Source organism: Planctomycetaceae bacterium, from assembly GCA_039680605.1.
In the GTDB taxonomy this organism is placed as follows: domain Bacteria; phylum Planctomycetota; class Phycisphaerae; order SM23-33; family SM23-33; genus JAJFUU01.
Genome location: JBDKTA010000033.1, coordinates 149,094 through 162,959, shown reverse-complemented (window position 1 = coordinate 162,959; position 13,866 = coordinate 149,094). Strand labels below are relative to the sequence as shown.

At 64.3% G+C, this 13,866-nt stretch carries 12 protein-coding genes; 9 read left to right on the top strand and 3 right to left on the bottom strand.

The window, feature by feature from the left end:
- Nucleotides 1-322 precede the first annotated feature (322 nt).
- Together ABFD92_10040 and ABFD92_10035 are read right to left on the bottom strand one after the other, a co-directional pair.
- A complete protein-coding gene (locus tag ABFD92_10040; protein ID MEN6504869.1) occupies nucleotides 323-862 on the bottom strand; it encodes a hypothetical protein in 540 nt (179 codons plus the stop codon).
- Between the two features lie 3 nt (nucleotides 863-865).
- On the bottom strand, nucleotides 866-1,279 hold the full coding sequence (locus ABFD92_10035; GenBank protein MEN6504868.1) for a secondary thiamine-phosphate synthase enzyme YjbQ: 414 nt from the start codon (nucleotides 1,277-1,279) through the stop codon (nucleotides 866-868).
- Nucleotides 1,280-1,673: 394 nt separating this feature from the next.
- Between ABFD92_10035 and ABFD92_10030 the strand changes: the two genes are divergently transcribed.
- The 7 genes from ABFD92_10030 to ABFD92_10000 all read left to right on the top strand — a co-directional run bounded on the left by ABFD92_10030 (nucleotide 1,674) and on the right by ABFD92_10000 (nucleotide 9,966).
- Nucleotides 1,674-3,407: a TIGR03960 family B12-binding radical SAM protein gene (locus tag ABFD92_10030; protein ID MEN6504867.1), complete on the top strand. Its 1,734-nt coding sequence runs from the start codon at nucleotides 1,674-1,676 to the stop codon at nucleotides 3,405-3,407.
- A gap of 341 nt (nucleotides 3,408-3,748) precedes the next feature.
- Entirely contained in the window at nucleotides 3,749-4,381 is a 633-nt protein-coding gene (locus ABFD92_10025) for a CsgG/HfaB family protein (protein ID MEN6504866.1), read from the top strand.
- 97 nt (nucleotides 4,382-4,478) lie between these two features.
- A complete protein-coding gene (locus ABFD92_10020) occupies nucleotides 4,479-5,492 on the top strand; it encodes a CsgG/HfaB family protein (protein MEN6504865.1) in 1,014 nt (337 codons plus the stop codon).
- Between the two features lie 123 nt (nucleotides 5,493-5,615).
- Nucleotides 5,616-6,968 carry a hypothetical protein gene (locus ABFD92_10015; protein MEN6504864.1) on the top strand — a complete coding sequence of 451 codons (1,353 nt, stop codon included), beginning with the start codon at nucleotides 5,616-5,618 and terminating at the stop codon, nucleotides 6,966-6,968.
- A gap of 81 nt (nucleotides 6,969-7,049) precedes the next feature.
- Nucleotides 7,050-7,463, top strand: a complete 414-nt coding sequence (locus tag ABFD92_10010) for a hypothetical protein (GenBank protein ID MEN6504863.1) — start codon at nucleotides 7,050-7,052, stop codon at nucleotides 7,461-7,463.
- Between the two features lie 155 nt (nucleotides 7,464-7,618).
- Nucleotides 7,619-8,752, top strand: coding sequence for a hypothetical protein (locus ABFD92_10005; protein ID MEN6504862.1), 1,134 nt, complete (start codon nucleotides 7,619-7,621; stop codon nucleotides 8,750-8,752).
- 71 nt (nucleotides 8,753-8,823) lie between these two features.
- A complete protein-coding gene (locus ABFD92_10000) occupies nucleotides 8,824-9,966 on the top strand; it encodes a hypothetical protein (GenBank protein ID MEN6504861.1) in 1,143 nt (380 codons plus the stop codon).
- A gap of 82 nt (nucleotides 9,967-10,048) precedes the next feature.
- On the opposite strand, the gene ABFD92_09995 is transcribed toward ABFD92_10000, so the two are convergent.
- A complete protein-coding gene (locus ABFD92_09995; GenBank protein ID MEN6504860.1) occupies nucleotides 10,049-11,290 on the bottom strand; it encodes an alpha/beta hydrolase in 1,242 nt (413 codons plus the stop codon).
- A 69-nt stretch (nucleotides 11,291-11,359) separates the two neighbouring features.
- On the opposite strand from ABFD92_09995, the gene ABFD92_09990 reads away from it, so the two are divergent.
- The gene (locus tag ABFD92_09990; GenBank protein MEN6504859.1) at nucleotides 11,360-12,760 is read left to right on the top strand and encodes a cytochrome ubiquinol oxidase subunit I; all 1,401 of its coding nucleotides are present in this window, start codon (nucleotides 11,360-11,362) and stop codon (nucleotides 12,758-12,760) included.
- Complete coding sequence (locus tag ABFD92_09985) at nucleotides 12,760-13,794, top strand: cytochrome d ubiquinol oxidase subunit II (protein ID MEN6504858.1); 1,035 nt, start codon at nucleotides 12,760-12,762, stop codon at nucleotides 13,792-13,794. Before ABFD92_09990 ends, ABFD92_09985 begins: the two co-directional genes overlap by 1 nt.
- Nucleotides 13,795-13,866: the final 72 nt, after the last annotated feature.

Genomic DNA, 13,866 nt, shown 5'->3' with positions numbered 1-13,866 from the left:
GCACATTGCCAACACACGCTTACGTAAATCCATTGAGTATGCTTTCATTTCAAGCCTCCATGCTTGACCCAAGCATACACAACTTCTTCAGAGGGCGCTAGATGTGTTCGTGACTTGCTCTAGGTCCCAAGCGTCCCGTTGGGACGCATCCTATTTAATTCGGGCGGGTGGTGGCGACACGCCGAGCGGGTCGCCATGCCAGGCAGACTGGTTAGTCCCATGGCGACCCCGCAGAAAACGCGGCGTCGCCATGCCACCCCGTAGCTATCAGCAAAATGCGCGTGCGAATGTTCTTGCTGATAGCTGAGAACTGACAGCTTCTTCAGGCTTTGGCTTTGCCTTTGCCCTTGCCGGCAGGTCCGCCGACGGCCAGTTTGCCTTTGAGGTCTCGCAGGAGGCCTTTGAGCACGGGCGCGGGGATGCAGGTGAGGGAATCGTCGGAGGTCTTTTCGGCCAGGAAGTCTTCGACGGCCGACTGGCCCATGCTCTGGTGCTTCTTGAGCTTGTCGACCTGTTCCTGCGACTGCTCGAGCGAGCCGTTGAAGATGGCCAGGCAGTAGCTGATGACGAAGGGGTAGAGGTCCTCGGGCGTCAGGTCGTCTCGCTGATCGAAGGGGACGGTGGCGGCCGATCCGACTTCGGCCAGCAGTTGGCGTTCCTGGTCGAGCAGGGCCTGTCGCTCGCGCTGGCGGGCCTGTTCCAGTTCGGTGTCTTCGCTGACATCGAGCAGGTCGGCCTCGCTGACGGGGGCGGGGATGTAGTTGCCCTGTTTGCAATAGGGGCACTTGCCCCGCTTGCCGCCGGCGGTGTCCGGGGCCTGGATCGATTTGCCGCAGTGCTCACAACGAAACTTGATCGGCATCGCTTATTCTCCGATCGCTTTGATGATTAGCCTTTTGGCTCGCTGTCCATCGAACTCGGCATAGTATACCTGCTGCCAAGGTCCCAAGTCCAGCCGCCCTTTCGTAATCGGCAGCACCACTTGGTGATGCACGAGCAGATTCTTGAGGTGGGCGTCGCCGTTGGTCTCGCCCGTGCGATGATGGCGGTAGTCTTCCTTGAACGGCGCCAGACCCTCCAGCCATTCGTCGATGTCGCCCAGCAGGCCGCTCTCGGCGTCGTTGACGAACACCCCGGCCGTGATGTGCATCGCCGAAACCAGCACCATGCCTTCGGCAATCCCGCTGTCGGCCACCGCCCGCTCAACCTGCTCGGTAATCAGCACGTACTTGCGATGCTTGCGGGTGTTCATCGTGAGGTATTGCGTGTGCGACTTCATGTCCGCTAGTCGTCCTTGCTTCTCCTGCCTTGAACCGCCAAATCGCGGCGATCACCAGGACGATGATGATAATCGCCCAGACGACCTTCAGGGCCAGAAAAATCCCCTTCACGAGCAGCCAACCCACCAGCAACCCCACGGCGATGAAGAGCAGGACCCACGGTGTGCTTGTGCCTTTGTTTTTGTCCATACCGTATGATAGTCATGGCGTATCAGTTCCAGGGAAAAGTCGCGGCGGAGGCACTAAATGAAAAAGTAATTCGTTGTTTAAATTACTTTTTCATTTCCTGCCGGTACGATATCCAGGCCAAGTATTTATCAAAACCGGCGAAACGGCTTTGAAGAATACTTGGTGCCTCCGCCGCGACTTTTGCCTGCAACCGATGGGCGCTCAATGAGAAATCTCGAACACGACATCCGCAGCCGCCTGCTTCCGCAGGTCAACGCCCCTGCCCAGTACATCGGCCTGGAGATCAACGCCCGCCGCAAGGACCCCGCCGCGGCGGCTGTCAGCGTCGCCCTGGCCTTTCCCGACGCCTACGGCGTGGGCATCTCGCACCTGGGCAGCCAGGTGCTCTACCAGATGCTCAACGACATGCCCGCCGTCGCCTGCGACCGGGCGTACTGCCCGCAGCCCGACGCCGAAACCGTCATGCGCCGGCAGAACGTTCCGCTGTTCGGATGGGAAAGCCGCTGTGCCCTGGCCGACTTCGACATCCTGGGATTCTCCCTGGCGTACGAGCTCTGCGTCACCAACGTCCTGACGATGCTCGACCTGGCGGGCATCCCCCTCCACGCAGACCAGCGCGGCCCGGGCGACCCGATCGTCGTCGGCGGCGACGCGCTGGCCGATAGCCCCGAGCCTCTGGCGGACTTCTTCGACCTCTTCCTCGTCGGCGACGGCGAGGGACCGCTGCGGGAACTCGTCGAGCTGGTCGCCCGCCTCAAGGGCGCCAGGGCCTCGCGCGACGAGATCATCGCCGCCGCCCAGCGCACCATCAAGGCCGCCTACGCCCCGCGCTTCTACCGCGCCGCCGACGGGCCTGTCGTGCGATCGCACCTGGCCGACCTGCACGCCTCGCCGCCCCTGACGCGCCCGCTGGTGCCCCTGGCCGAAGGCGTTCACGAACGCGTCGTCATCGAGATCATGCGCGGATGCCCCAACGGCTGCCGCTTCTGCCAGGCCGGCGCCACCCGCCTGCCCGTGCGCTGCCGCAGCGTCGAAGAGATCGTCGCCGCCGCCGGCGAGGCGCTGGCCGCCACGGGCTACCGCGAGATCTCCCTGCTGAGCCTCTCGACCAGCGACTACCCCCGCCTGGACGAGCTGATCGAGCGCCTCAACGCCGAGTTTGCCCCGCGGCACGTGTCGATCTCGCTGCCGAGCCTGCGCGTCGACAGCCAACTGGCCCAACTGCCCAAGCTCACCAGCTCCGTCCGCAAGGGCGGGCTGACCATCGCCGCTGAGGCCGCCAGCGAGCGCCTCCGCCGCGCCATCCGCAAGAACATCACCGACGAGAACATGCTCGCCGGCGTGCAGGCCGCCTACGCCGCCGGGTGGCGCAGCGTGAAGGTGTACTTCATGGCCGGTCTGCCCGGCGAGACGCCGGCCGACATCGACGCGATCTTCGACCTGTGCCTGAAGCTCTGCCACACGCGGCGGGCCGTCGACGGCAAGAACGGCGCCGTCAGCGCCAGCGTCTCGTGGTTCGTGCCCAAGCCCCACACGCCCCTGCAGTGGTGCGCGATGCAGACGGCGGAGTATTTCTTCGCCGTGCGCCAGCGCCTGCTGGACCTGTCGCACCGCAGCCCGGTCACCTTCAAATTCCACCGCATCGAGCAGAGCATCCTCGAGGCCGTCATCTGCCGCGGCGGGCGCGAGGTCGGCCAGGCGGTCGAGGCCGCCTGGCGCCGCGGCGCGCGGATGGACTCCTGGTCGGAGCACTGGGACTGGTCCAAGTGGCAGGAGGCCTTCGCCGAAACAGGCATCGACGTCGCCTCCATCGCACAGCGGCAGATCCCCATCGACGCGGTGCTGCCCTGGTCGCACATCAGCGGCCACCGCCGCGGCGATTTCCTGCTGGGCGAATACCAGCAGATGCAGGCGGCGCTGGCGGAAGGACCGTCGTAACGGCTGTCACAAAGAGCCCGGCGCGGGCTGGGCCCGCAATCTGTTGCAGAATGCGATTACTGCCGCCGATAGCTTAAGCCGCAGAGGTCGCTGAGGACGCTGAGGACGTAAAGAGATGAAACAACTTGAAGGTTCATGGTCGACGGATAGCATTTTCCAAGTGGCATCTTGACTTTCTTCCGGATCAGCATATCTTTAGGGGCGTCAGATGCATGTGCATGGCAACCTGCTTAAGGAAGAGCTTGATGTTGTCGGCCGGAAATATAACTCGGTTGCTGCCGAATCATTTCGTACGCGAAAGGAACCAATGTTCCTCCCTTTTTATTGCTAAGGAATCCATCATGTTCAAGACAACCAGGGTAGTGGCTGGCGTCGTGATGCTCGGGCTGCTGGCGACGCTGGGGTGCGAAGAGAAGAAGAAAGAGCTGGCGATGACGGCCGACGAGCAGGCGGCGCTGTCGACGGTGACCAGCGTGGCGGTGGTTCCGCTGACGGACGCGGCGGGGCAGAACGGCTCGGGCAGCACGGTCGTGGGTCCCGTGACGGAGATGGTGCTTTCGCCGGGGATCAAGCTCGTCGAGCGGGTGCAACTGGACAAGCTCGTCCAGGAAAAGGATCTGCGGGACCTGTACAGCAACAGCGGCCGCGCCGCCGAGGTGGGCAAACTGGCCGGCGTCGACGTGGTGATCGTCGGCGAAGTGAGCCAGTACGAGAAGTCCGCCAACCCGACCAACATCTCGATTCCGTATTTCGGCGGCGGCACGACCATCACGACGTACCGCGTGGGCCTGGGCGTGCGTGCGGTGCGCGTCAGCGACGGGCAGATTATCTATACCCGGACCGGAAACGGCAGCGACGGCGCCGGTTTCGCCCGTGCGGCCCAGAAGGCCGCCCGCGAAGCCCTGGGACCGTGGCGAGAGTACTTCTCGCAGAGGCAGTCGGCCCCGAAATCGCCAACGCCGGCGGGGAGTTGATCCGATAGTAACTGGGAGGGCCGCCTTTCTGTCGCGGCGCCTCCATTGCCCAGCCCGCAATTCGTTTCGCGAGGCAAATGATCCAGGAGCAGGCTCGATGCGTTACAGCGTTTTATTTTTATCTGCGGTCGTCGTGTCCGTCCTGTGTGGCGGGTGTACCAAGAACATCACGATCACCCGCTATCCGGCGTTTTACGATCCGGCCCTCAAGAGCGTGGCGGTGGTGCCGCTTCGCGGCAGCAACCAGGGCGCGTCGCTGGCGATCTCGGACGCCCTGGCCGGGGCAATGGCGGCCAACGGCACCTATACCGTCTACAACCGCAACGACCTGGCGGCGCTGATGAACGAGAAGGATCTGCAACTGGCGTTCGGCGATGACGCCGCGGCGGCGGCTTCGCAGTTCAGCAAGCTCGACAAGGTCCAGGCGGTGCTGGTGGGCAACGTGGTGACTTACGCCGCCACCACGCGCAACGAGCCCAAGACCGACCCGGTCTACAGCTACGACGCCAACGGCAACAGCTACGTCTCGGGATATCGCAAGTACGTCGTGACGCGAAATGAAGCCAACGTCGCCGTCACGGCCACCCTTATCCGCGTCAGCGACGGCCGCCCTATCCACGCCACGTCGCAGCCGCTCAAGGCGACCAGTTGGGCCCAGGGTTCGCCCCCGGCCCGCGACGCGCACGGGTGCCTGTCGCAGGCGGTGGACGCGGTGGTGAATCAGCTCGTCGGCGAGTTCGCCGTCACGCAGTGCCAGATCAAGATCAACCCCAACGAAGACTGCCGCACCGCGTCGGCGCTGTATGACAACAAGTGGGAATACTCCGACCGCTTCAGCACCGCGGACGAGAAGATGTTCGTCGTCATCAAGCTGCCCGGGGTGTGCAACAGGAACCGCTTCCGCATCACGATCGTGCGCAGCGGCGAGCGGACCGACCTGGTCCAGCACGACATCGTCTGGTCAAGCAAGTTCGGTTCGTTCGGGTACGGATTCAGCCCCAAGGAAATCGCCGCCAAGGGCGGCGGGGCGGGTGAGTACACCGTCAAGTTCTACTCCGGGCCCGAGCCGGTCATGACGCGGACATTCAAGATCGAGGATACCCGACGCTGATAAATCCATCGCAGCGGGCGATGGCGAATTCTACCGTCCACACAATATGCGGGATTGGCCCGCAGAACCAGTTAGCCTCCGACGCGCTGCCGGGCGCGAGGCAGATCTGAAAGGAGAACATTCATGTACGGCAAAAGAAACATTCTGACGTGTATGCTGGCATTAGGTGTGCTGTCGGGGGTGACCGTTTCGGCCTGGGCTGACGCCCAGGCGGAGAAGCAGGCAGCCCAGAACAAGCTGCTGTCGATGCGTGCCGCCCGCGTCGATGCCATGCGGAAACTCGCCGAGCGGATCAACGGTTTGGTCATCACCTCCGAGACTACAGTCAAGGATTTCGTGGCGACCGATGATCGGATCCGGACCGCGATGACCTCGTGGCTGAGCGGCATGAAAGAAGTGGGCGAGCCGTCATACACGCCGGACGGCATCTGCCAGGTCACCCTCGAGGTGACGGTCAAGGAGGTCATCCTCCATCTCCAGCGCCTGCACAAGGAATATTACAAGGGCAACAAGGTCGCCTACGAAGACATCGAGAAGATCTCGGCCAACACGAAGGAAACCACTCTGCGCGAGACCGGTTCAGGCGCGCCTCGGCCGGAGTTCGCCGACCGCGGTCAGACGGTCGCCCCCGGCACCGGCGGCGAAGGCATTATGTCCAAGAGGGCCTGGGCGTACTGGATGGCCAACTGCAGCGGCCGCGGTCGCCTGATGGCCGAGCGCGCGGCGCGCCTGGACGCCCTTCGGAAACTCGGCGAGCGGATCAACGGCATCCTGATCACCTCGGAGACGACGGTGAAGGATTTCGTCGCCACCGACGACACCATCCGCACGCAGATGCAGACCTTCCTGCGCGGCGCCCGCCAGGTGGGCCTGCGGTACCACGACAACGAACTGATCGTGGATATGGATATGGAAGTGACCGTGCGGGACCTGATCGTGAACCTGCAGCGGTGGCGCAAGGAATATTACAAGGGCGACAAGATCGCCAGCGAAGACATCGAACGCATCAGCGCCCGCATTGAGGACAAGGACATCCGCGAGACCGGTATGGGCGTGCCGCCCGATGAGTATCTCAAGGGCGAAGGCGTCGAGACCGCCGCTGTGGGGCAGATGCTGTCCAAGTGGCCCCCGGCCGTCCAGGCTACCGGACAGGCCGCCATCGACACCGAGAACGCCAACGCCGCCCAGGCCAAGCTGATGGCGTTCCGCGCCGCCGAACTCGACGCCAAGCGCAAACTCGCCGAGGAACTCGACGGGCTGGTCATCTCCAGCGGGACGACCGTGAAGGATTTCGTGGCCATGGACGACCAGATCCGCACCAGCATGATGACGTTCATGCAGGGCTCGCGGCGCATCAATGGCTCGGAAAAGCTCGCCCCCGACGGGACGGCGTCGGTCGTTGTCGAGGTCGAACTGCCTCAACTGTGGAACATGGTGCTGTTCTACAGGGAAAAGCTCTCTCTCAAGCTGAAATAACCGTGCGAACATCCGGCCCGGGCCAGACCCGTGCCCAAGCAAGAGCATGGCCCAGCGGCCTTGCGAACCAGGAGACCTGACATGAAATCGGCAAAAATACTGCTGGTGGCGTTGGTGGCGTGCGTGGCCGTTGCGGCCGGTTGCGAAAAGAAGGTGCTGGTCACCGTCATGAACCATAGCGACCTGGCCCGCAGCGTCAAGCTCAGCACGCCCGACGAAACGATCCCGATGGGCACCGTCGGCGCCGAAGGCGGAAGGCAGAGCATGACCCTGGCGGTCAAGACCTCCGACCTGCCCGCCCAGTGCCGCATCGCCGCGGAGACCGGTTCAGACCTGAACTTCCCGGTCACCGATGACACGCCGTCGAAACTCTGGTTCCACATTACCAAGGGCGGCAAACTGGTCGGTCCCTACCGAAAGAACGACGTGCATGCCGAGACCGAGAAGACCATCGACGTCTCCGAGCCCGTCCGCCGGACGATGGAACTGCGATAGAACCGTTCGCAATTTGGGTGCCGTGGCGGGAGGTCCGAAGGACCGACAGCCACGACTGCCAGCAGGTGACCTATCGTGGCTGTCGGGCTAAAGCCCTCCCGCCACGGCACCCTGGGCTTGCTATCGATACAGGTATACGTAACTGAGGCATGGATATGAGACTCACACGGATTCTGGCGGCGATCGGCATTGCCTTGGTCTTCATCGCCGCGGCCCCTGGCCAGACCGTCACGCCCAAAGGCGATAACCTCGTGGAGGTCACCGTCACCGGCGGCGGCGCCACTGAAGAGGAAGCCCTCGCCGACGCGATGCGCAAGGCCGTCGAGCATGGCGCCGGCCAGTACATCAGTTCGCACTCGGAGATGAAGGACTTCGCCCTGGTGCGCGACACGGTGCTCTCCCGCAGCGCCGGGTTCCTGCAGAGCAAGAAGGTCCTTTCCAAGGGCGAACTGCCCGACGGCACGTGGCAGGTGAAGATCGCCGCGGTGGTCTCGATCAAGGGCATCGAAGACACCTGGGGCGTGGTGACCAATCTGCTGGCGCAGGTGGGGCGGCCGAAGATCATGGTCTTCATCCGCGAGCGCATAGGCGGGGCGGCCCAGGACGACTCGACCGTGCAGACGCGCATCGAGAACCTGCTGCTCAAGAGCGGATTCGTGCTGGTGGACAAGGAACAGCTCAAGGAGATCGACAAGAAAGATATCGCCGCGGCGGCCGCCGAGGACAGCCCCGCCCGCCTGCAGGCGGTGGCCAAGCGGTTCGGGGCGCAGATCTTCATCAGCGGCGTGGCCAACGCCACTCCAGGCCCGACGAGCACCGTCGGCGGGCTGCAGTTGTTCCCGTACCAGGCCGAGTCGAACATCCGCTGTTTCCGCAGCGACACCGGGCAGCTCCTGGCCAGCCAGCCCGGCCCTTCCACGCGCGGCGTCGATCGCGTCTGGCGCAGCGCCGCGGCCAAGGCTCTCGACGCCCAGGCCCAGATCGTCGCCCCCAAGGTCGTCGCCGACGTGCTGCAGTTCTGGCAGGACGCCCTGGCAGGCCGCGGCGAAGTGCAACTGCACGTTGAGGGCGTCACGTTCAAGCAGTACACGCAGATCAAGGCCAGGCTCAAGACCGTCAAGAACGTCAAGGACCTCACCGCCAGCTTCCACAATCAGGTCGTCGAGTGCTCGCTGCAGTCGGACCTGGTGGCTGAAAAACTGGCCGAGAAACTCCTCGACGCCATGCCGGAACTGGATATCTCCGACGTTTCGGCCAACGTGATCAAAGCGAAATTCAAATCGCAGTGAGAGAACAGCAAATGTCACCTACAAGAACGCGCGAGACGGTCCTTCGAGTCCCTGCAGTCGCTGCAGTCCTTTTGGTCCCTCTTCTTCTTTGCCTGCCTTCCGCGTCGGCGCAGGTTATCGCCGCCCGACCGGTCGACAAATGGGTCGACGCCACCGGGCGAGCCGCCGGCGCCGACGACAAGGCGCGCGACGAGGCTATCGCCCAGGCCCTGCGCACTGCCGTCGAGGAAGCCTGCGGCGTCTTCCTGACCAGCCAGTCCAAGAGTGAAGACTACAAAGCCGTCTACGACAAGGTCATCGCCAATGCCGTCGGCTACGTCAAAGAACACAAGGTCGTCAAGGTGAGCATCGCCGACGGCGTGACGACGGCCAAGGTCCGCGCCCGCGTCTCGACGCAGAAGTTCGAGGAAGACTGGGCCTCGACGGCCCACACGATTCACCAGGAGAACAACCCCCGCGTGATCGTGGTCGTCGCCGAGTCGGTCCACCAGACCGTCTCGGGCCCCAGCTATAAAGAAGAAGAAAACGGGATCCTCCAGGGCAAGATCGAGGAGTTTTTCCTGTCCAAGGGCATCACCATCATGGACCGCGGCACGGCTGCCAATGTCTCCAAGCGCGACGTGCTGCTGGCGGCGATCAAGGACGACATGACCGAGGTGGCCTCGTTGGGTGCGCGGTTCAACGCCGACGTGGTCGTCACCGGGCGCGCGACCGCCAAGTACGGCAAGCAGCTTGACGTCTCCGGTCAGACGCTCTACCAGTACACCGCCACGCTCAACGTGCGGGTGATCCAGACCGACTCGGCCCGCGTGCTGGCCAGCAAGACCTTCGGACCGGTCACCACCACTACCCTGCAGCGCGGCGGCGGCGAGGACAAGGCCCTGGCGAAAATCGGCGACGAGTGCGCCGCGCAGCTCCTGTCGGCCGTCGTCGAGGCCTGGCGCAAGCGGGCCAATGTCTCGCGCACCGTGGCGGTCAGCGTCTCGGGCATGGACTTCGAAACGTGGAAGACATTCAAGACCGAGGCCTCGGCCCTGCGCGGCGTGCAGGCGCTGCGTTTGCGCGAAATCACCGAAAGCGTCGCCAACATCGACGTGGAATACCGCTACACCAACGAAACCCTCGCCGAGCGACTCTCCGAGATCAAGGGCGTCAAGCTGGCCATCGTCGAGATCACCGCCAACCGCGTCAAACTCAAGGTGCAGAAACCGTAGCACGGCCGTCTCGTCCGTGGCGAGGCAGGGGAAACACGGGCGGGACGCACGTGTGACTCACGGGCAAGATGCCCGTGCTACGTCATTTCCCTTTCAGGTGCTTGTCGAAGAAGTCGTAGATCTGGGCGAGGATCTTCAGGTCGCCGGTGACGCGGTGGCCCATGTTGGGCGTGATCGCCAACGTGTGCTCGACGCCGGCGGCCGTGAGGGCTTCGTCCATCCGCTTGATCTGGGCGACGCGGTACTCGTCGCGGTCGCCGACGGACAGGAACACCGGCGGGTCATCCTTGGTGACGTAGAAGGCGGCGCTGCCCTCTTCCCATTTCTTGCGGTCGGCGACGGGGTCGCCGAACTGGTCGCCGTACGAGCTGCCGAACTTCGGGTCGGTCTTGAGCAGCAGCAGGTGGTCCATGCGCCCGGCGTGCAGCAGCAGGGCGTCGGGGCGCGAGGATTGATCGAGGTGCGGACCCTGCTCGAGTTCCTTCTTGTCCGACGACAAGCCCGCCAGGCCCGCCTGCCCGCTGCCGCGTGAGAAGCCCATCAGCCCCACCTTGCCGCTGAGACCCAGTTCCTTGCCCTGCGCGCGGACGGTGCGGATCGCCGCCTTGATGATGATCGCCACCTCCGGCATGGGGTCGCGGCCCTTGTAGTACTTGACGGGGTTGTCGATCTGCACGGCTGCATATCCGCGCGTCATGGCCGACTCGGCGATCACTTCGTTATACGTGGTCGTGACCCAGTTGCCCATGCGGTTCTTGTTGTCGCAGGGGTTGAGGATCAGCGCCGGGGCAGGCGTTTTGGGTTTGGAGGGGTAGCGGATATCCAGGCGGTATCCGTCCTTTTCGTTGCCGTAATAAAGGATGTCGCGTTTGAGGCGGAAGCCCTCGGCCAGCACGTACGTGTGGTCGCCGTCGACGCGCTGCGGACCGAAGATGCCGGGTTTGGTTTTGCTCCCGCCCATGCTCGAGCGCATGACGCGGATGTCCAGGTCGGTATGCGGCGCGACGGCCTTGGGGTCCTTGGCGTAGTCGATCACCAGGACGAGGTAGCCTTCCTTGAGCAGGTCGGCGATGATCGACTCGTCGCTTTCGGTTCCGGCGCGCTGGCCGGCGAGGTTCTTGAGGTAGAAGATTCCCGGCCGTCCGGCGCGCGAGCGCTGGGGCGCGTCGTCGGCCGGGGCGTACAGCGTGGTGACCAGGTCCTTGTTCAGCGAGGGGCTTTTCCAGGTGCTGGTTGCGGCGGGTTTGAGGGTATCGGCCATCGAGGCCTCCGCGGCGCACCAGAGGCACGCGCCTGCTAACGCCAGTAACAAAATACGGGTCATGATCGCTCCTTAGGGTTTCGCTGCATAATATAACCCGCGGGGACGGAAGAAGTCGTTAATTGGTTAACTATGGACACCTTCTACAATCCACTGACGCTGTCTCGCCTGCAGTTCGCTATCACCACGTCGTTCCACATGTTCTGGCCGCTGCTGACGATCGGACTGGCATGGTGGCTGGTGGCGCTGGAAGCGGCGTGGATGATCACCGGCCGTGAGACGTTCTATCGCCACCGGCATTTCTGGGGCAAGTTGTTCCTGCTGGGCTTCGGCGTCGGGGTGGCCAGTGGCCTGCCGCTGGAGTTTCAGTTCGGCACCAACTGGGCGCTGTTCTCGCGGGCGGGGGGCGGGTTCTTCGGCAACATCCTGGGCTTCGAGGCCAGCATGTCGTTCATGCTCGAAGCGGCGTTTCTGGGCATCATGATCTTCGGCTGGAACCGAATCTCCAAGGGCATGCACCTGTTCGCGACGATCATGGTGGCCTTCGGCGCGACGCTCTCGGCGTTCTGGATCATGTCGGCCAACGCCTGGATGCAGACGCCGGCCGGAACGGAGATGGTCGACGGGCGCGCCGTGCCGGTCGACTACTACGCCGCGATCTTCAACCCCTCGTGGTTCTACTCATTCACGCACATGCTGGCGGCGTGCCTGGCGACGACGCTGTTCTTCATCGGCGGCATCTGCGCGTGGTTCATCAGCACCGGACGCCAGAGCGAAACGTTTCTCAAGGCCCTCAAGGGCGTGGTGCTTGCGGCCGCGATTATCACGCCGCTGCAGATCTACCTGGGCGACCTGTCCGGTCGCGGCGTGGCGAAATACCAACCTGCAAAGACCGCGGCCATGGAGGCGCACTGGCAGACCAACGCCCCCGGCAGCGGCGCGTCGTGGGCGGTAGCGGCGTGGCCGGATTCCGCCAACGAGCGCAACGCCTGGGAGATCCGCGTGCCTTACATGCTGAGCCTCATGACGGATCGTTCGCTGACGGGCCCGGTGACGGGCCTGAAGGAGTTCCCGCCGCGGGACCGCCCGCCGGTGGCCCTGCCGTTCTACGCCCTGAGACTCATGGTGCTCATCGGGATGAGCATGTTCGCGCTGATGCTCTGGTCGCTGGCCAAGTGGGCTCGCGGGCGGCTGACGGTCGAGCGGCTGGGCAAAAGCCGCTGGTTCCTGCGGGCGTGGATGTGGTCGATCCCGCTGGGGTTCATCGCCGCCGACCTGGGCTGGGCGGTGCGCGAGGTCGGCCGCCAGCCGTGGGTCATCTACAACGTCATGCGAACCGAACACGGGGTCTCGAACATCTCGGCCGCCAACGCCGCCTGGACGCTGGTGGGTTACACGGCGATCTACATCGCGATCCTGATCGCGTTCATCGTGCTGGCGCGGCGGGTGATTCTCCGCGGCCCCGACGAGACGCTGGAGCTTTCCTACACCGCCGGCGGGGGCGATGACGACGCCGCGGCGGGGGGCCACTGATGGACCAGGTCACCGGCGCGTACATCTGGGCGGGCCTGATCGGGCTGATGCTCGCGCTGTATGTCGTGCTGGACGGGTTTGATCTGGGCGTGGGCGTGCTGTCGTTGCTGACGCGCGACCGGCGCCTGCGCCCGCTGATGATGTCCAACATCGGCGCCATCTGGGACGCCAACGAGACCTGGCTGGTCGTCGCCGGCGGCGCCCTGTTCGGCGCGTTCCCGGTGGCCTACAGCGTGGCCCTCAATGCGTTCTATATTCCCGTCTCGGTGATGATCTTCGGCTTGGCGTTTCGCGCGGTCTCGTTCGAGTTCGGCGCCCACTCGAACCGCAAGGCGCTCTGGGAGCGGGCCTTCGGCGCCGGCAGCCTGTTGGCCGTGCTCGGGCAGGGTTTCACCGTCGGCGGGCTTCTGGGCGGCGTGGCGGTGGCTGATGCCGCTTTCGTCGGCGGAACGTGGGACTGGGCAAGCGGGTTCTCTGCGCTGGTCGCCCTGGCGGTCACCATGGGGTACGTCACCATCGGGGCCGCCTACCTGCGGATGCGGGCCGACGAACCGTTGGCCGCCCCCGTGCGGCGATGGCTCATCGGCGCGTCGATCGGGATGGCCGTAGCGGCGCTGGCGGCCACGGCGGCCATGCCCTTCCTTCAGCAGCGCGTGCGCGAAAGCTGGATCGCCCGCGACACGCAGTACCTCCTGCCGGGCCTGGCGATCGGCGCGGCGTTCGGCTTTGCGATGCTGATCGTCACGACCTTCTTTCGCAAGCGCACCCGCTGGCCGTTCTATCTGAGCCTGCTGGCGTTCGTGCTGACGCTGGCCGGCGGCATCACGGTGATGTACCCGTACGCGATTCCGCCGTCGGTCACCGTCCCCCAGGCCGCCGCCTCGCGCGAGACGCTGGTCTTTATGCTCATCGGCATCGGCCCGCTCGTCCCGGTCATGCTGCTGTACAACGCGTACCTCTACCGGGTCTTCCTGCGGCCGGAAAAGAGTTCGAAGTTCGAAGATCGAAGTTCGAAGCGCGGAGCGGGAGAATAGCTGCAAGTTAGCGGCGGGGCTTGCCCCGCGCGTTTTCGAAAAGCCGCGCCGAGCAAGCTCGACCGCTAACTA

What these genes read in the sequence shown, in the direction of transcription:
- ABFD92_10010 (MEN6504863.1), top strand. Translation starts at nt 7,050, where the DNA reads ATGAAATCGGCAAAAATACTGCTGGTGGCGTTGGTGGCGTGCGTGGCC.
- ABFD92_09995 (MEN6504860.1), bottom strand. Translation starts at nt 11,290, where the DNA reads ATGACCCGTATTTTGTTACTGGCGTTAGCAGGCGCGTGCCTCTGGTGC.
- ABFD92_10035 (MEN6504868.1), bottom strand. Translation starts at nt 1,279, where the DNA reads ATGAAGTCGCACACGCAATACCTCACGATGAACACCCGCAAGCATCGC.
- ABFD92_10005 (MEN6504862.1), top strand. Translation starts at nt 7,619, where the DNA reads ATGAGACTCACACGGATTCTGGCGGCGATCGGCATTGCCTTGGTCTTC.
- ABFD92_10030 (MEN6504867.1), top strand. Translation starts at nt 1,674, where the DNA reads ATGAGAAATCTCGAACACGACATCCGCAGCCGCCTGCTTCCGCAGGTC.
- ABFD92_09985 (MEN6504858.1), top strand. Translation starts at nt 12,760, where the DNA reads ATGGACCAGGTCACCGGCGCGTACATCTGGGCGGGCCTGATCGGGCTG.
- ABFD92_10015 (MEN6504864.1), top strand. Translation starts at nt 5,616, where the DNA reads ATGTACGGCAAAAGAAACATTCTGACGTGTATGCTGGCATTAGGTGTG.
- ABFD92_10025 (MEN6504866.1), top strand. Translation starts at nt 3,749, where the DNA reads ATGTTCAAGACAACCAGGGTAGTGGCTGGCGTCGTGATGCTCGGGCTG.
- ABFD92_10040 (MEN6504869.1), bottom strand. Translation starts at nt 862, where the DNA reads ATGCCGATCAAGTTTCGTTGTGAGCACTGCGGCAAATCGATCCAGGCC.
- ABFD92_09990 (MEN6504859.1), top strand. Translation starts at nt 11,360, where the DNA reads ATGGACACCTTCTACAATCCACTGACGCTGTCTCGCCTGCAGTTCGCT.
- ABFD92_10020 (MEN6504865.1), top strand. Translation starts at nt 4,479, where the DNA reads ATGCGTTACAGCGTTTTATTTTTATCTGCGGTCGTCGTGTCCGTCCTG.